Annotated in this window: 18 protein-coding genes and 2 pseudogenes; 10 read left to right on the forward strand and 10 right to left on the reverse strand. The window is 61.7% G+C overall.

The genetic code is table 11. The annotated features are described in order from the left end of the window. Positions 1-4: 4 nt before the first annotated feature. Complete coding sequence (locus RWK44_RS14095; RefSeq protein ID WP_316028962.1) at positions 5-835, forward strand: shikimate dehydrogenase family protein; 831 nt, start codon at positions 5-7, stop codon at positions 833-835. 7 nt (positions 836-842) lie between these two features. Here the strand turns inward: RWK44_RS14095 and RWK44_RS14100 are convergent, their stop codons facing one another. Further along, the gene (locus RWK44_RS14100) at positions 843-1,610 is read right to left on the reverse strand and encodes an SDR family oxidoreductase (RefSeq protein ID WP_316028963.1); all 768 of its coding nucleotides are present in this window, start codon (positions 1,608-1,610) and stop codon (positions 843-845) included. Positions 1,611-1,697: 87 nt separating this feature from the next. Here RWK44_RS14100 and RWK44_RS14105 point away from each other — a divergent pair. Beyond that, positions 1,698-2,059, forward strand: a pseudogene (locus RWK44_RS14105) (type II toxin-antitoxin system RelE/ParE family toxin). Next, the gene (locus tag RWK44_RS14110) at positions 2,043-2,366 is read left to right on the forward strand and encodes a helix-turn-helix domain-containing protein (RefSeq protein WP_222010986.1); all 324 of its coding nucleotides are present in this window, start codon (positions 2,043-2,045) and stop codon (positions 2,364-2,366) included. The pseudogene RWK44_RS14105 and the gene RWK44_RS14110 overlap by 17 nt, the downstream one beginning before the upstream one ends. Here the strand turns inward: RWK44_RS14110 and RWK44_RS14115 are convergent. The 5 genes from RWK44_RS14115 to pcaD all read right to left on the reverse strand — a co-directional run bounded on the left by RWK44_RS14115 (position 2,363) and on the right by pcaD (position 6,170). Beyond that, on the reverse strand, positions 2,363-3,409 hold the full coding sequence (locus tag RWK44_RS14115; RefSeq protein WP_316028964.1) for a 3-carboxy-cis,cis-muconate cycloisomerase: 1,047 nt from the start codon (positions 3,407-3,409) through the stop codon (positions 2,363-2,365). The genes RWK44_RS14110 and RWK44_RS14115 overlap by 4 nt on opposite strands. 176 nt (positions 3,410-3,585) lie before the next feature. Then, complete coding sequence (gene pcaG, locus RWK44_RS14120) at positions 3,586-4,197, reverse strand: protocatechuate 3,4-dioxygenase subunit alpha (RefSeq protein WP_222010988.1); 612 nt, start codon at positions 4,195-4,197, stop codon at positions 3,586-3,588. Between the two features lie 2 nt (positions 4,198-4,199). Further along, complete coding sequence (gene pcaH, locus RWK44_RS14125; RefSeq protein WP_316028965.1) at positions 4,200-4,949, reverse strand: protocatechuate 3,4-dioxygenase subunit beta; 750 nt, start codon at positions 4,947-4,949, stop codon at positions 4,200-4,202. Positions 4,950-4,959: 10 nt separating this feature from the next. Further along, on the reverse strand, positions 4,960-5,364 hold the full coding sequence (gene pcaC, locus RWK44_RS14130; protein WP_027665740.1) for a 4-carboxymuconolactone decarboxylase: 405 nt from the start codon (positions 5,362-5,364) through the stop codon (positions 4,960-4,962). Then, a complete protein-coding gene (gene pcaD, locus RWK44_RS14135; protein ID WP_221988657.1) occupies positions 5,361-6,170 on the reverse strand; it encodes a 3-oxoadipate enol-lactonase in 810 nt (269 codons plus the stop codon). The genes pcaC and pcaD overlap by 4 nt, the downstream gene beginning before the upstream one ends. Positions 6,171-6,265: 95 nt before the next feature. Between pcaD and pcaQ the strand changes: the two genes are divergently transcribed. Genes pcaQ through RWK44_RS14150 form a run of 3 tightly spaced genes read left to right on the forward strand, consistent with a single transcriptional unit; the run spans position 6,266 to position 8,433 of the window. Further along, complete coding sequence (gene pcaQ, locus RWK44_RS14140; RefSeq protein ID WP_316028966.1) at positions 6,266-7,186, forward strand: pca operon transcription factor PcaQ; 921 nt, start codon at positions 6,266-6,268, stop codon at positions 7,184-7,186. A gap of 57 nt (positions 7,187-7,243) precedes the next feature. Next, the gene (locus tag RWK44_RS14145) at positions 7,244-7,765 is read left to right on the forward strand and encodes an MbcA/ParS/Xre antitoxin family protein (protein WP_316028967.1); all 522 of its coding nucleotides are present in this window, start codon (positions 7,244-7,246) and stop codon (positions 7,763-7,765) included. Beyond that, positions 7,762-8,433, forward strand: coding sequence for an RES family NAD+ phosphorylase (locus RWK44_RS14150; RefSeq protein WP_131662393.1), 672 nt, complete (start codon positions 7,762-7,764; stop codon positions 8,431-8,433). Before RWK44_RS14145 ends, RWK44_RS14150 begins: the two co-directional genes overlap by 4 nt. 41 nt (positions 8,434-8,474) lie before the next feature. Here the strand turns inward: RWK44_RS14150 and RWK44_RS14155 are convergent, their stop codons facing one another. Then, positions 8,475-9,116: an alpha/beta hydrolase family protein gene (locus RWK44_RS14155; protein ID WP_020052965.1), complete on the reverse strand. Its 642-nt coding sequence runs from the start codon at positions 9,114-9,116 to the stop codon at positions 8,475-8,477. A gap of 71 nt (positions 9,117-9,187) precedes the next feature. Between RWK44_RS14155 and RWK44_RS14160 the strand changes: the two genes are divergently transcribed. Next, the gene (locus RWK44_RS14160) at positions 9,188-9,370 is read left to right on the forward strand and encodes a hypothetical protein (protein WP_316028968.1); all 183 of its coding nucleotides are present in this window, start codon (positions 9,188-9,190) and stop codon (positions 9,368-9,370) included. 447 nt (positions 9,371-9,817) lie between these two features. Here the strand turns inward: RWK44_RS14160 and RWK44_RS14165 are convergent, their stop codons facing one another. Genes RWK44_RS14165 through RWK44_RS14175 form a run of 3 tightly spaced genes read right to left on the reverse strand, consistent with a single transcriptional unit; the run spans position 9,818 to position 11,241 of the window. Then, positions 9,818-10,438: a glutathione S-transferase family protein gene (locus tag RWK44_RS14165; RefSeq protein WP_205930176.1), complete on the reverse strand. Its 621-nt coding sequence runs from the start codon at positions 10,436-10,438 to the stop codon at positions 9,818-9,820. Further along, the gene (locus RWK44_RS14170; protein WP_316028969.1) at positions 10,431-10,916 is read right to left on the reverse strand and encodes an SRPBCC family protein; all 486 of its coding nucleotides are present in this window, start codon (positions 10,914-10,916) and stop codon (positions 10,431-10,433) included. The genes RWK44_RS14165 and RWK44_RS14170 overlap by 8 nt, the downstream gene beginning before the upstream one ends. Then, a complete protein-coding gene (locus tag RWK44_RS14175) occupies positions 10,909-11,241 on the reverse strand; it encodes an ArsR/SmtB family transcription factor (protein WP_131662389.1) in 333 nt (110 codons plus the stop codon). Before RWK44_RS14175 ends, RWK44_RS14170 begins: the two co-directional genes overlap by 8 nt. A 520-nt stretch (positions 11,242-11,761) precedes the next feature. On the opposite strand from RWK44_RS14175, the gene RWK44_RS14180 reads away from it, so the two are divergent. The 3 genes and pseudogenes from RWK44_RS14180 to RWK44_RS14190 all read left to right on the forward strand — a co-directional run bounded on the left by RWK44_RS14180 (position 11,762) and on the right by RWK44_RS14190 (position 13,079). After that, entirely contained in the window at positions 11,762-12,022 is a 261-nt protein-coding gene (locus tag RWK44_RS14180; RefSeq protein WP_316028970.1) for a DUF982 domain-containing protein, read from the forward strand. A 112-nt stretch (positions 12,023-12,134) separates the two neighbouring features. Then, a pseudogene (locus tag RWK44_RS14185) lies at positions 12,135-12,224 on the forward strand (nucleotidyl transferase AbiEii/AbiGii toxin family protein); the annotation flags it as partial. 153 nt (positions 12,225-12,377) lie between these two features. Next, complete coding sequence (locus tag RWK44_RS14190) at positions 12,378-13,079, forward strand: DUF899 family protein (protein WP_131662387.1); 702 nt, start codon at positions 12,378-12,380, stop codon at positions 13,077-13,079. Positions 13,080-13,133 lie beyond the last annotated feature (54 nt).

Consider the following 13,133-nt stretch of genomic DNA (forward strand, 5'->3'; position numbering starts at 1 on the left):
CCACATGATCACCGGGACGACCAAACTCATCGCGCACCTCGGCTATCCGACGGAGTCCTTCAAGGCGCCGCTGATCTACAATCCGTACTTCGAGGAGAACGGAATTGATGCCGTCGTCGTGCCGATGGGCTGCAGGCCGGAGGACTATCCGGCGTTTCTGAAGCTTCTGTTCCGGCTATCCAATATCCACGGTGCTCTGATCACGATGCCGCACAAGATTTCGACGATGGCGCTGCTCGACGAAACGTCGACCAGTGCGAAAGTCGCCGGCTCGTGCAATGCCGTGCGCCTCGGTTCGGACGGCAGGCTGATCGGTGACATGTTCGATGGCGAGGGCTTCGTTCGCGGCGTGTTGCGCAAGGGCAAAAAGGTTGAAGGAGCCCATGCGCTCATTGCGGGCGCCGGCGGCGTCGGCTCGGCGATCGCGGCGTCGTTGGCACAGGCGGGCGTGGAGCATCTCGCCATCTTCGACGCCAACGAGACGACCGCGACCGCGCTGCTGGACAGGCTGAAGAAATATTATCCGCGCCTTGAGGTGACGGTTGGCTCCGCCGATCCTGATGGTTTCGACATCGTCGTCAATGCGACACCTCTCGGCATGCGACGGGGTGACCCGCTGCCGATCGATATCGACCGCATCTCGCCATCGACCTTCGTTGGCGAAGTCGTGATGACGAAGGAGATAACCCCTTTTCTCGAGGCCGTGCGGGCGCGCGGCTGTGCATTTCAGGTTGGCACGGACATGTTGTTCGAACAGATCCCCGCCTATCTCGAATTCTTCGAATTCCCGACAACGACGGCCGACAATCTGCGGGCGATCGCCAAACTCGGATGATGCGAATTTAAAGCGAGACGGTGATGCCGCCGTCGACCGTCAGCATGTGGCCGTTGACGAAGGAGGAGGCATCCGAGGCGAGGAAGACGGCGGCGCCGACGAGTTCCTTGACCTCGCCCCAGCGGCCGGCCGGCGTGCGGGTTTCCAGCCAACCAGAAAACTTGGGATCATCGACCAGCGCCTGGTTGAGCGGCGTGCGGAAATAGCCGGGCGCGATCGCATTGACCTGCAGGCCGTATTTGGCCCAGTCGGTCGCCATGCCGCGCGTCAGGTTCTTCACCGCGCCCTTGGTCGCGGTATAGGGCGCGATGCCGGGACGGGCGAGTTCGGCCTGGACGGAGGCGATGTTGATGATCTTGCCGCGGCCGCGCGATATCATCGCCTGGGCGACCGGCTGGCTGACATAGAACAGGCTGGAGACATTGGTCTTGAAGATCTCGTCCCATTTGTCGACCGGGAAGTTCTCCAGCGGTGTGCGGAACTGCATGCCGGCATTGTTGACGAGGATGTCGATCGGGCCGATCTCCGCCTCGATATAGGCGATGGCGGTGCGGCTGGCCTCCGCATCGGTGACGTCGAAGGCGGCGCTGACGGCATGGCGATGGCTGCGACGGATATCCTCGGCGGCGGCCTCCGCCTTCTGCGCGTTGCGGCCGTTGATGATGATCGAAGCGCCATGCTCGGCAAGCCCGATCGCCAATGCATGGCCGATGCCCTGGCTGGAGCCGGTGACGAGGGCGCGGCGGCCGGAGAGATCGAAGAGGGGGAAGGTCACGGGGCTGCTCCGTTGAGGGGAAGAAAAGCTTGCGAGCGGAGGTCACGCTCGTCTTGATAAGTATAGCACCTGGTGCTAGATAAACCTATGGTCGGGCGCATATACAAGACGGGTTGGTTTACCAAGGCGGCAAGGCGCATATATCGGATTCGGAATCGCGCGAAGCTATCAGGCAGGCAGCGGAAGGCAAGGCCGACGATCTGGGCGGCGGTGTCTTCAAGAAGCGTCTGAAAGACAACCGTCATCGTTCGATCGTCTTGGCGAATGCCGGACGGTTTTGGGTGTTCGCCTATCTTTTCGCCAAGAAGGATCGCGCGAATATCGACGACGCGGAGCTACTGGCTTTCAAGGCGCTTGCTGCTTTGTACCGCAAGAAAACAGCATCCGATATCGAAACCGAACTTCGAGCCGGCGCGCTCGTGGAGGTAGATGATGAAGACGAAGCGTGAATTCAAAAGCGATGCTTTCGAAGCGATCCACAGTTCAGTCGAGGCCATGTACAACGCCGGCACAATCGACAAGGAAACGATGCGCTCCTTCGACGAAAGTTGCCTCGTTTCGCCGGGCGTTCTCGATCCTGAAGAGATCAAGGCACTGCGGGAAAGCAATCACGTCAGCCAGCCCGTTTTCGCACGATATCTCAATACCAGCGAATCCACGGTGCAGAAGTGGGAAAGCGGTGCCAAGCGGCCGAGCGGAATCGCGCTGAAGCTGCTCTCGATCGTGCAGAAGCACGGGCTTCAGGTTCTGAGCTAAAGCGATCCAAGCCGCCTGATATTCCCCGTCAGCTCCTTCGCCAGCCGCAGGCTGGCGGCGGTTGACATCGTCATTTGCGGCAGCAGCAGCCATTCGAGCGTCCAGGCAGCGCCGGAGCGTTCCTGTTCGTGCACAAGGGACTGGTGGACGCCCGATAGGAGAGTGGCGTTGAAGCGGGCGAGGGAGACCAAGACCTCGGCGGAAACGGGGTTCTGCTTGTGCGCCATCGCCGACGAGGTGCCGCCGCCTGAGATTTCGATCTCGCCGCCGGCCTGGGCAAGCAGCGCGATATCCTGGCCCATCTTGCCGAGACTGCCCGATATCGACGCGAACAGGCCGGCAATATCGGCGATCGGCAGACGCCCGCTCTGCCATTGCGGCGCATCGGTGAGGCCGAGTTCCTGGGCGAGCGAGCCCCGGATGGCTGCGGCCTGCGACCCGAGCTTGTCCAGCGTGCCGGCCGCACCCCCGAACTGGATGGGAAAACTCTGCTCGGTCAGGCGGTCGCGATAGGTCGTCAGCGGCTCCCGCCATGCGCGGAGGCGGTCGGAGACGGTAATCGGGATCGCCGCCTGCATGCGGGTATGACCCATCAGCTGGTTCCGGCCGAACTGCCGGTCGAGCGCATCGAGCCCTGCGGCAATAGTGGAAAGCCGGCCGGCAAACACGAAGACGACGGCCTTCAGGCGGATCATCAGGCTGGTATCGATGACATCCTGGCTGGTCGCGCCGAGATGCAGGCTTTTTGCCGCTTCCTCTCCGACATCGGTGCGCAGCTGCTTGATGAGGTCGGGAACGACGACACCGTCCCTTGCCGTAGCCGATCGAAGACTGGAGACATCGGGCGAGAAGGCAGTGCAGGTGTCCGTGATGCGCCTTGCGGCTTCGGCAGGGATCAGGCCATGAGCGGCTTCAGCCTTGGCGAGTGCGGCCTCGAAGGAGAGCATGGCCCGGATATCCGCCTCGGCAGAGAAATACGGCACGATTTCGTCGTCGCCGAGCAGGCCGGAGATGAAGGGGTGGTCGAAGGGCGATGCGGTCATGATCGTCTCGGTTTGTGGTGGTGGCCCCTGATCCGGCTGCCGCTACCTTCTCCGCTGGGGAGAAGGGACTCGAGGCGGCGCCGCGCTTTATGGCCAGGTGATCTCGTACGGCACATCCCCCTGGGGAACGCTACCTGCAGACAACCGCCCCAGCAAGCCAATCGCGACGCCGGCCTTTAAATATCGAGAAACACCGTTTCCTTCGGACCTTGCAGATGGATGTCGAAATGACAGGTTGCGCCGTCGCGGGTGGCGACCATCGTTGCGACGCGCTCGCGATGTTCGATGCGGGAAAGCAGCGGGTCGGCGGCGTTGGCCTCCGCTTCTTCCGGAAAATACATGCGCGTGTGCAGGCCGATATTGATGCCGCGGGCGACGATCCAGAAGGTGATATGCGGGGCTTGTCTGCGGCCGTCCTTGAAGGGGACGTGGCCGGGCTTGACCGTTTCGAAGCTGTAGACGCCGTCCTCGGCGCGGGTCGGGCATCGGCCCCAGCCGGTGAAATTGGGATCGGCGGCGCCGCGCATCTCTGACGGGCTGTTGTAGAGGCCGGCGCTGTCGGCCTGCCAAATTTCGATGACCGCATCGCGCACCAATGCGCCGGCGCCATCGAAGATGCGGCCGGTGACGGTGATGCGTTCGCCGAGCGTCTTGTTGTTGACCATCGCGATGCCGAGATCGGTGTCATAGACACCCGAGATGTCGCAGAAATTCGGCGTCAGGCCGATATGAACATAGGGGCCCGCCGTCTGCGACGGGGTTTCCTTGAGGTAGCCGAGCTGCTGCATGATCAGTTGCCCTCCAATTTGTTTTCGAACATCGTCGAGCGGCGGCCGCGCAGCACGATGTCGAATTTATAGGCGCGTGAATCCATCGGAATGGTATTGCCCCAGTCGAGCGGCGCAATCAGCTGCTCGATCGCCGCTCTGTCGGGGATCGTGCCGACGATCGGACATTTCCAGATCATCGGATCGCCTTCGAAATACATCTGGGTGATCAGGCGCTGGGCAAAACCATGGCCGAAGATCGAGAAATGGATATGGGCGGGACGCCAATCGTTGATGCCGTTCGGCCAGGGATAGGCGCCGGGGCGGACGGTGCGGAAATGGTAGCGGCCATCCTCGTCGGTGATGGCGCGGCCGCAGCCGCCGAAATTCGGGTCGATCGCCGCCAGATAGGTTTCCTTCTTGTGGCGATAGCGGCCGCCGGCATTGGCCTGCCAGAACTCGACCAAGGTGCCGGCGACCGGCCTGGCGCGCTCGTCGAGCACGCGGCCGTGGACGATAATGCGCTCGCCAATCGCACTTTCGCCTGGCTGCGCGTAGTTCAGGATCAGGTCGTTATCGAGTTCGCCGATCATCGAATGGCCGAAGACCGGGCCGGTGGTCTCGGAAATCGTGCCATCGAGCGACAACAGGGCGCGCTGCGGCGCGCGCAGCACGGAGGTCTTGTAGCCAGGCGTCAGCGCCGGCGCATGCCAGGCGCGGTCGCGGGCGAAGAAGCCGCCGGTCTCGGGCTTGCGGTTCGGTCGTTCGGACATGTTCCTCCCCTCAGGCCGCCTTTTCGGCGTCCATCTGTTCAAAGGCCTGCTTTGCGATCTTGATCGCGTGATTGGCCGCGGGAACGCCGGCATAGATCGCCACATGCAGCAGCGCCTCGCAGATATCCTCGCGGGTCGCCCCCGTATTGGCTGTGGCGCGCACATGCATGGCAACCTCGTCGTCCTGGCCAAGCGCGGCAAGCAGAGCGATCGTGACGATCGAACGCTCGCGCTTCGTCAGCGCCGGGCGCGACCAGACATGGCCCCAGGCGGCTTCGGTGATCAACTCCTGGAAGGGGCGGTCGAACTCCGTCGCGGCAGTGGCGGCGCGGTCGACATGGGCGTCACCGAGCACGGCGCGGCGGGTCGCCATGCCCTGGCGATAGCGCTCGGAAGGGGACGCGGTTTCATTCATGGGCTGAGTTCTCCAGGCGGAATGGATGTGAGGAAGGCGCGGATGATCGCCGTCAGCGCCTCCGGCTGTTCGACGCAGGGAATGTGCGCGCAATCAGGGATGATCTCGTAACGGGCGCCTGAGATCAGCCTTGCGGTCGACAGCACGAGATCGGGCGGCGTCGAGCCATCCTGATCGCCGACGATGCAGATCGTCGGGACAGCGATCGTCTTTGCAACCTCGGTAAAATCGGCATCGCGGATTGCGGCGCAGGCGGCGACATAACCCTCGACGGGCTGGCGCGTCAGCATGTTGCAATAGCCGGCATAGGCAGTGCTCTCGGGCCGGCGGAAGGCGGGCGTGAACCAGCGCTCCATGATGGCGTCGACGATGCTGGCGATGCCATTTTGCTCGACGGCGGCGATGCGGGCGTTCCAGCTCTCCGCCGTGCCGATCTTGTGGGCGGTGTCGCAAAGGATGAGCGCACGGACCAGATCCGGCCGGCGGTGATAAAGCGACTGGGCGATGAGGCCGCCGACGGAGAGGCCGCAGATGACGGCATCCTTGACCGACAGCAGATCGAGCAGGCCGGCGAGATCCGTCGCATGGTCCTCGATCGATGACGGAAGCTGGCCGACATCGGAAAGGCCGTGGCCGCGCTTGTCGTAAAGCACGATGGCGAATTCACCGGCAAGCTGCACCACGACGTCGCGCCAGATGCGAAAATCGGTGCCCAGCGAGTTGATAAAGACGATCACCGGCCTGTCGGCAGGGGCACCAATGATCTGATAATGGATCGTCACGTCGTTTATGCGGGCGAATTGCACGTCACTCTCCTCCTGAATGGTGAAATTGACTGGTTGATCCGGTTAAGTAAAATGATATTTATGGGCGTTTCGATAACCCTGGAGTTATGCGAGCGATGATCGACAGCCGCGTCAAGTTCCGCCATCTGCAAACCTTTGTCGAGGTGGCGCGGCAGAAGAGCGTCATGAAGGCCGCCGAATTGCTGCATGTCAGCCAGCCGGCGGTCACCAAGACGATCCGCGAACTGGAACAGGTGCTGGGTGTCGATGTCTTCGAGCGCGACGGCCGCGGCATCAAGATCACCCGCTACGGCGAGGTCTTCCTGCGCCACGCAGGTGCTGCGCTGACGGCGCTGCGCCAGGGTCTCGATTCCGTCTCGCAGGAGCAGTTTTCCGATGCGCCGCCGATCCGGATCGGCGCGCTGCCGACGGTGTCATCGCGCATCATGCCGCGGGCGATGGAACTCTTCCTCAAGGAAAAGACCTGGAGCCGGGTGAAGATCGTCACCGGCGAGAACGCGGTGCTGCTGGAGCAGCTTCACGTCGGCGACCTCGACCTCGTCGTCGGACGCCTGGCCGGCGCCGAGAAGATGGCGGGCTTTTCCTTCGAACATCTTTATTCCGAGCAGGTGGTGTTTGCCGTGCGCGCCGGCCATCCGCTGCTCGAGGGGCGGCAATCGCCGTTTGCCGGCTTCGGCAACTACACGGTGCTGATGCCGACGCGGGGTTCGATCATCCGGCCGGTGGTTGAAAATTTCCTGATCGCCAACGGCGTCTCCAGCCTTCCGAACCAGATCGAGACGGTGTCGGATTCCTTCGGCCGCGCTTTCCTCAGGGCAAGCGATGCGATCTGGATCATTTCCAACGGCGTCGTGGCCGGCGATGTCGCCGACGGGCGGCTGGCGCTTCTGCCCGTCGATACCGGCGAGACCAAGGGGCCGGTCGGCTTGACGATGCGCGCCGATGCGGTGCCGTCTCTGCCGCAATCGATCCTGATGCAGACGATCCGGGAGGCGGCAGGCGAGGCGAGCCTTTAAATTCGCTTGATGAATGCCCAGATTTGGACTAAGTCTAATTCAAGACAGGAGGCTTTCATGCGGCATGCACGACGGGAGCAACGGGAAAGCCAGGGGCCACAGCGGCTGGAAATGGACCGGTTTGCTCCGGCCAACCGCAAGAGGCTGAGCGCCCCGGCCCTGCGAACCTTTCTGGCGATCGCCGATCTCTGGGGGCTGACTGAGGAGCAGCGTCTGCTCATGCTCGGCTATCCCTCTCGGTCGACCTATCACAATTGGACCAAACAGGCGCGCGAGCACGGTGCTTTCACGCTCGATGTCGATACGCTGACCCGCATCTCGGCCGTTCTCGGCATCCATCAGGCGCTCGGCGTGCTTTTTTCCGATGAACGCGCCGGCGTCGCCTGGCTGCGCACACCGCACCAGGCGCCGGTTTTCGGCGGGCATCCGCCGCTTGATATTGTGACGAACGGGACCCAGGACGGGTTGATGACCGTACGCCGGTTTCTCGACGGTGCCCGCGGCGGTCTCTACATGCAGCCGAATATGCTCGACGAAGCTTTCACACCTTACGAAGATGCGGACATCGTCTTCAGGTGAGCGACCGCTTTGCTGAGGCGCCACGTCCATCGTATCGGCTGATCCCGTCGCAATTTCCGCCAATCGGACTTTTTGAGACGGTGACGAGGGCGGCCGATCTCGAAGCCGTGATGGAACTCGTCGGCTGGACCAACGACCGCCTCGTCGCCGACCGCCTCCAACGGCTTCCCGAGGACCAATGGGTTTATGGCGTTGCCAATGCCAGCATTGTCATGGCGGCATTCCTGCATGTTGCGCCGGGAGGAATGCGCTTCAACGGCCCCGATCTCGGCGCCTGGTATGCAGCCGACGATCTCCGCACAGCCGCCGCCGAAGTTGGCCATCATCTCAGGCGCGAAGCTGTCGCGCGCGGGGTGGTGACGATGGCGCGCACCTATCGAAGCTACGCGGCCACTCTGTTTGGGGACTATCTCGACATTCGCGGAGAGCAGACGCTACGGCCCGATGTCTATGACGGCACCAGCTATGCGGCATCGCAGATGCTGGGAGAAGAGGTGCGTTCGAGCGGCGGCGCCGGTATCCTCTATGACAGTGTCCGGCTGAGAAGCGGAGTGGCCATCGTCGCCCACCGGCCGCGCAATATTCAGGGCGTGGTGCAGGCCGACCACTTCGAAATCACCGTTTCAGCCACCGACCGGCGCATCGATGTCAGGAAGCTTGCTGCCTGACGGCGGCGGCCGCGAGCCGGCGCCGGGGATATGAGGGACGCTCAAACCGGCAATCGTTCGGCCCATGCCTTTGCCGTCTTCGCCATCGTGGCGAGGTGATCGGCACTAGAGAAACCGGAGATCGTCTTGCGCGGCTTGAGATCGTGGTCGCCATCCTCGAGCCAGAGGATCTCGATCCTGTCGGACAGATCGTAGCCCGGCACCTCGTCCCGCGTGCCGAATTCGTCGCGTGTTCCCTGGCAGATCAGCGCGGGCGTCGTTAGCCCTGTCAGATGGCCGGTGCGCAGCTTCTCCGGCTGGCCGGGCGGATGGAAGGGATAGCCAAGGCAGAGCAGGCCGGCGATCTTCCCCTGGCGATGAAGATCGTCGGCGATCATGCTGGCAACCCGGCCGCCCATCGACTTGCCGCCGATGATCAGAGGGCCGCTGGCGCCGAGCTCTTCAATGGCCGCCTCATATTCGGGATTGAGCGTTTCGGCGCGCGGCGGCGGCTTGCGGCCTTCCGAGGTGCGGCGGGCGGCCATATAGGCGAATTCGAAACGGGCCACACGGAAGCCAACGCCGGCGAGTGCAATTGCCGCTGCTGTCATCGATGCCGAATCCATCGGTGCGCCGGCGCCATGCGCAAGAAGGATCGTGAAGCGCGCATCCTGAGGGCCTTGCAGCAGAAACCTGTCAAGCATCGGTAAATCCTCCATCCCATCGCCGGAACCATGTCGACGGCCGTGACTTCTTCCTGGAAAGGAGACTGACAATGTCGACGAATGATCAAAACGTAAAGCCCGAGCAGCGGCGCCCCAAAGATGTCGGCGCCGTTCCTGAAAAGCCGGAGCCCGCCGACGCAGAATCGGTGGCGCCGCCGGTGGTGCAGCCGGCTGGGGTCAGGGACAAAAGCGAACGACCCGTGGTCAATCCGATCACCGGGGTCGCCTCCTGATCGACTAGAGCATGATGCCGAAAAGTGTGAGCGGTTTTCGGACGACATCATGCTCTGCTTCTTTGATTTAAATCAGGATCAGATTTTAGGCCGACCCGGCATAAAATCTGATCCTGTTCTAGGGTCAATTATCATGTAGAACCGCTGAACCGCCTCTTGAAACCACGGCGGAAAGGGTCCATATACCCGTCCTGCCTGAAAAATGGATGCGCGCGGTATCGACGTCGTCGAACTGTTCGTTGTCCGACAGGATAAGGGCGCTCCCCGCAAGGGTCGAGCGCCCTTTTTGATTTCCAACCTTCGTGCAAACGTGCAAGAGCTGAACACGCGTCGGCCACCGGCATGAGCTAGTGCATAGCGCATGAAGCGAACCCGGCATCTTTGCCAAGTGGCGGAAAAGACTTTGGAGAGGCCTAGCGCCAGCGAAGCGGAAGCGGCCGTACCCTCTTACGCGGGGAAAGGGTTTCGCCACGCATCTAGTTGTTCAAGCCGTCCGTACCACGCTTGGATATGCCGAAACTCGGCGAGTGGAATCCCGGCGGCGGTTGCAAAAGGAAGTGCAGCGGCCAATGCGAAGTCTGCCACAGTCAGTGTCGCCCCGACGGCGACGCTGTTCTCGGCCAAATGATCGTCGAGCACGCGAGCATGGAGCCGAAAACTCGTCTTCGCATTTTCGATCACGGTGACGTCAGGCTCCCCGCCGAACAACGGCTTGATCAAGGTTTCAAACCACAGCGTTGCCCCGTGCTGGGTGAAGTGACTGGCATCCCAACTCAACCAGCGCAGCACGTCGATCTGCCGGTGGTCATGCGGCCAGAAATCCGATGCGACGCTGTCAGACAGCCTGCACATGATCGCGTTCGCTTCCCATAAAGTTCCGGCATCATCCTGCAGCACCGGGACTTTCCCGTTCGGGTTAAGCGCCAGGAATTTTGCGGTGCGCTGTTCTCCGTTTGCCAGGTCAACCCTGACGAACTCGACGTCTGCTTTGAGAAAACGAGCGGCGGCGCAGGCCTTCCGGGGATTGAGCGTCTCGCAATAATAGAGCTTCATCGCGGCCTTAGGCATGATCTCGCCCTTCGGGTTCAGTCCCGAGAAACAAGCTCAATCGCTCGAAACTTTGCGACCAGCCGTCCTCATGACCCTCAAGTGACGATGCGCTATCAAATCCACTCTGCCGAAAAGTCATTTCCGTGCCTCCGCCGCTTTCCCTGAAGGTGATGGTGACGACTGTTTCCGGGCTATTTTCGCCGGTTGCGGTCTCCCAGGCATGTGTGAAGACAAGCCTGTGCGGCGGCTCGACCTCCAGATATTGTCCGCCGACCCAATGTTCTTCTCCATCTGGCGCGATCAGACAGGCGCGGTGTCTACCGCCGGGCCAGGCTTCAAGTCGCTCGCCCACCGCCTTGAAACCGTGCGGACCGCACCATTGTGCCAACGCTTTTGGGTCGGTCCATGCCCTGAAAACCAGATCGCATGGAGCATCGAACTTTCGGACAAGAACCAGGTCGCGGGTGTTGTCGGTGTTGGTCTCTGGATTAGTCATTGTCGTATCCTTGTACCTTGGACAGATAGTCATCGAGACGATCAAAGCTTTGATCCCAGAAGCGTCTGTAATCGGCGATCCAATCGGCAACCGTCTTCAACGCGGCCGGCTCGAGGACGCGGGGACGCGAATTCGCTTCACGGCCGGAGCGGATCAATCCGGCCTGTTCCAGGACCTTGAGATGCTTCGATATGGCAGGCTGAGACAACTCGAAGGGATCAGCGAGTTCGGCCACCGTCGCCTTGCCGTTCGCAAGCCGCCCAAGAATTGCTCGCCTCGTGGGATCGGCGAGTGCGGAGAAAATCGTATCGAGGTTGCTTTTCATATATCACCACATGGCTATATAGCCATGTAGATATATTGTTTATCGCGACGTGTCAAAGGCAATCTTGCGGCAGGTTGGCAACTGCGGGAAAGAGACTCATGCATTGGCAACAGAGCGGGACGTCCCGCGTCTGTCGTGCCGGAGCAGGAGGCGACTACGGGATCTCTTTTTGCCGCTCTGCTGATGAAGTGTTTCCGGTTGCAGAGGCACGCCGCGCTCGCTGATACCGCCGCGGATCAGTTGGAGTTGCTGAGGAGGCAGAAAACGGGAAAGGCGTCTGGTATAAACATGTCGGCGGCTTTGGTGGCTTCAGCATGGCGGGTAATGAGGCCGGCGACCGTTTCCCTGCCAACAGCTGCCCATGCTGACGCGGGCGATGCTGAGGCGACTAAAGCGCCCTTTAGCAAATGTTCTCCTTTCCATTATGCGGCCGCCGAAACGAGCTTCGGCACGCCTGCGAAGATCACGGAACGGTTCTTGCACGGTTACTAATATGTTTACCGTGGGGAGACCTAATGTCATGAATTGGCACACATCCGGAGAGTTTGCCCCTCTGATGCTCGTTGTGAATGGGCCGGAAAAATACAAGCTTGTCGCAACTCTTTGCCAGGCTGCCGAGATGCTGATGGTTAGCTGGCCGATCGACGACGGAGAAGAATATCTTATAGCGATTAGGGCGTGTCGAAATGCAATTCACGGGGAAATTCCGGCTGAGGACGCGCGAGCTGCGCTTATCCGTGCCGCCGACGAAGCTGGCATTCCGGTGATCACCGTTCACTGAGTTTCGCAGCCGACGGTGAATTGAGTTCACGGGCTCCTGCGTGATACAGCACTCTCGTTCCGCTGCATGCGCAGGTCAATGAGCGGCTGCATGGTCGGCGGCGTCCTCTAGGAAGGGCGCGATGCTGATCATGAGCTGGTTCGATGATCCGCATTTCGGAACGCGCGATCTTGATTTGCTTGGCTTTGGCGATCCGGCGCCGAGCCGGCCAAAGCGCGGGGCGAATATTTTTCGTCGGCTCTGTCGATTTTCGCATCAGCCGATCGTCCTTGTAATGATGTGCTGCGACCCGGTCGTGGTTTCAGCATGTCCTTTGCGCGTCTGAGACGCGCGGCAATAGAAGGAGGATATCGTCATGGATAATCAGCATCTGGTCCCCGCCGCCGTGCTCGCGGCCAAGAATGGTGTTCGGTTCCCCAATGAGAGCGAGGAATATCGCAGCGCCCGCGACGCGCTGCTGGCCGAAGAGATCGAATTGCGCCGGCATATCGAGCGCGTGGCAAGACAGCGCCGGGCGCTGCCGCCGGGCGGCGAAGTGACGAAAGAATACCGCTTCGAAGGAAGCGATGGGCCGATCTCCTTTGCCGAACTCTTCGCCGACAAGGACTCGCTGATCGTCTACAGCTATATGTTCGGCCCGCAACGCGAGCGCCCGTGCCCGATGTGCACCTCGCTGCTGTCGGCCTGGGACGGCGAAGTGCCTGATATCCAGCAGCGCGCCGCCCTTGCCGTCGTCGCCCGCTCGCCGATTGAAAGGCTGCTCGCCTTCAAGAAGGAGCGCGGCTGGCACCATCTGCCGCTCTATTCCGACATGACGGATGATTACAGCCGCGACTATCGCGCGATCGGCACGGACGGCGGCGACGGTGCCGCCTTCAACGTCTTCACACGGCGCGACGGCACCATCCGCCATTTCTGGAGTGAGGAGATGGGCGAGGCGACGGCCGACCCGGGCGAGGATCCGCGCGGCGCGCCCGACCTGATGCCGCTCTGGACCTTGCTCGATGCGACGCCCGAAGGCCGGGCACCGGACTGGTATCCAAAGCTGTCCTATTAAGGTCGGTCGCGGGGGGGCCGCCGTCAGCCGGTGGAGCGGTTTCTGGAGGTCTCG

Origin of the sequence: Rhizobium sp. 25PS6 (assembly GCF_032464655.1) — a bacterium.
Taxonomy (GTDB): Bacteria; Pseudomonadota; Alphaproteobacteria; order Rhizobiales; family Rhizobiaceae; genus Rhizobium; species Rhizobium laguerreae.

What these genes read in the sequence shown, in the direction of transcription:
- RWK44_RS14095 (WP_316028962.1), top strand. Translation starts at nt 5, where the DNA reads ATGATCACCGGGACGACCAAACTCATCGCGCACCTCGGCTATCCGACG.
- RWK44_RS14110 (WP_222010986.1), top strand. Translation starts at nt 2,043, where the DNA reads ATGAAGACGAAGCGTGAATTCAAAAGCGATGCTTTCGAAGCGATCCAC.
- RWK44_RS14115 (WP_316028964.1), bottom strand. Translation starts at nt 3,409, where the DNA reads ATGACCGCATCGCCCTTCGACCACCCCTTCATCTCCGGCCTGCTCGGC.
- pcaG (WP_222010988.1), bottom strand. Translation starts at nt 4,197, where the DNA reads ATGCAGCAGCTCGGCTACCTCAAGGAAACCCCGTCGCAGACGGCGGGC.
- pcaH (WP_316028965.1), bottom strand. Translation starts at nt 4,949, where the DNA reads ATGTCCGAACGACCGAACCGCAAGCCCGAGACCGGCGGCTTCTTCGCC.
- pcaC (WP_027665740.1), bottom strand. Translation starts at nt 5,364, where the DNA reads ATGAATGAAACCGCGTCCCCTTCCGAGCGCTATCGCCAGGGCATGGCG.
- pcaQ (WP_316028966.1), top strand. Translation starts at nt 6,266, where the DNA reads ATGATCGACAGCCGCGTCAAGTTCCGCCATCTGCAAACCTTTGTCGAG.
- RWK44_RS14145 (WP_316028967.1), top strand. Translation starts at nt 7,244, where the DNA reads ATGCGGCATGCACGACGGGAGCAACGGGAAAGCCAGGGGCCACAGCGG.
- RWK44_RS14155 (WP_020052965.1), bottom strand. Translation starts at nt 9,116, where the DNA reads ATGCTTGACAGGTTTCTGCTGCAAGGCCCTCAGGATGCGCGCTTCACG.
- RWK44_RS14160 (WP_316028968.1), top strand. Translation starts at nt 9,188, where the DNA reads ATGTCGACGAATGATCAAAACGTAAAGCCCGAGCAGCGGCGCCCCAAA.
- RWK44_RS14165 (WP_205930176.1), bottom strand. Translation starts at nt 10,438, where the DNA reads ATGCCTAAGGCCGCGATGAAGCTCTATTATTGCGAGACGCTCAATCCC.
- RWK44_RS14170 (WP_316028969.1), bottom strand. Translation starts at nt 10,916, where the DNA reads ATGACTAATCCAGAGACCAACACCGACAACACCCGCGACCTGGTTCTT.
- RWK44_RS14175 (WP_131662389.1), bottom strand. Translation starts at nt 11,241, where the DNA reads ATGAAAAGCAACCTCGATACGATTTTCTCCGCACTCGCCGATCCCACG.
- RWK44_RS14180 (WP_316028970.1), top strand. Translation starts at nt 11,762, where the DNA reads ATGAATTGGCACACATCCGGAGAGTTTGCCCCTCTGATGCTCGTTGTG.
- RWK44_RS14190 (WP_131662387.1), top strand. Translation starts at nt 12,378, where the DNA reads ATGGATAATCAGCATCTGGTCCCCGCCGCCGTGCTCGCGGCCAAGAAT.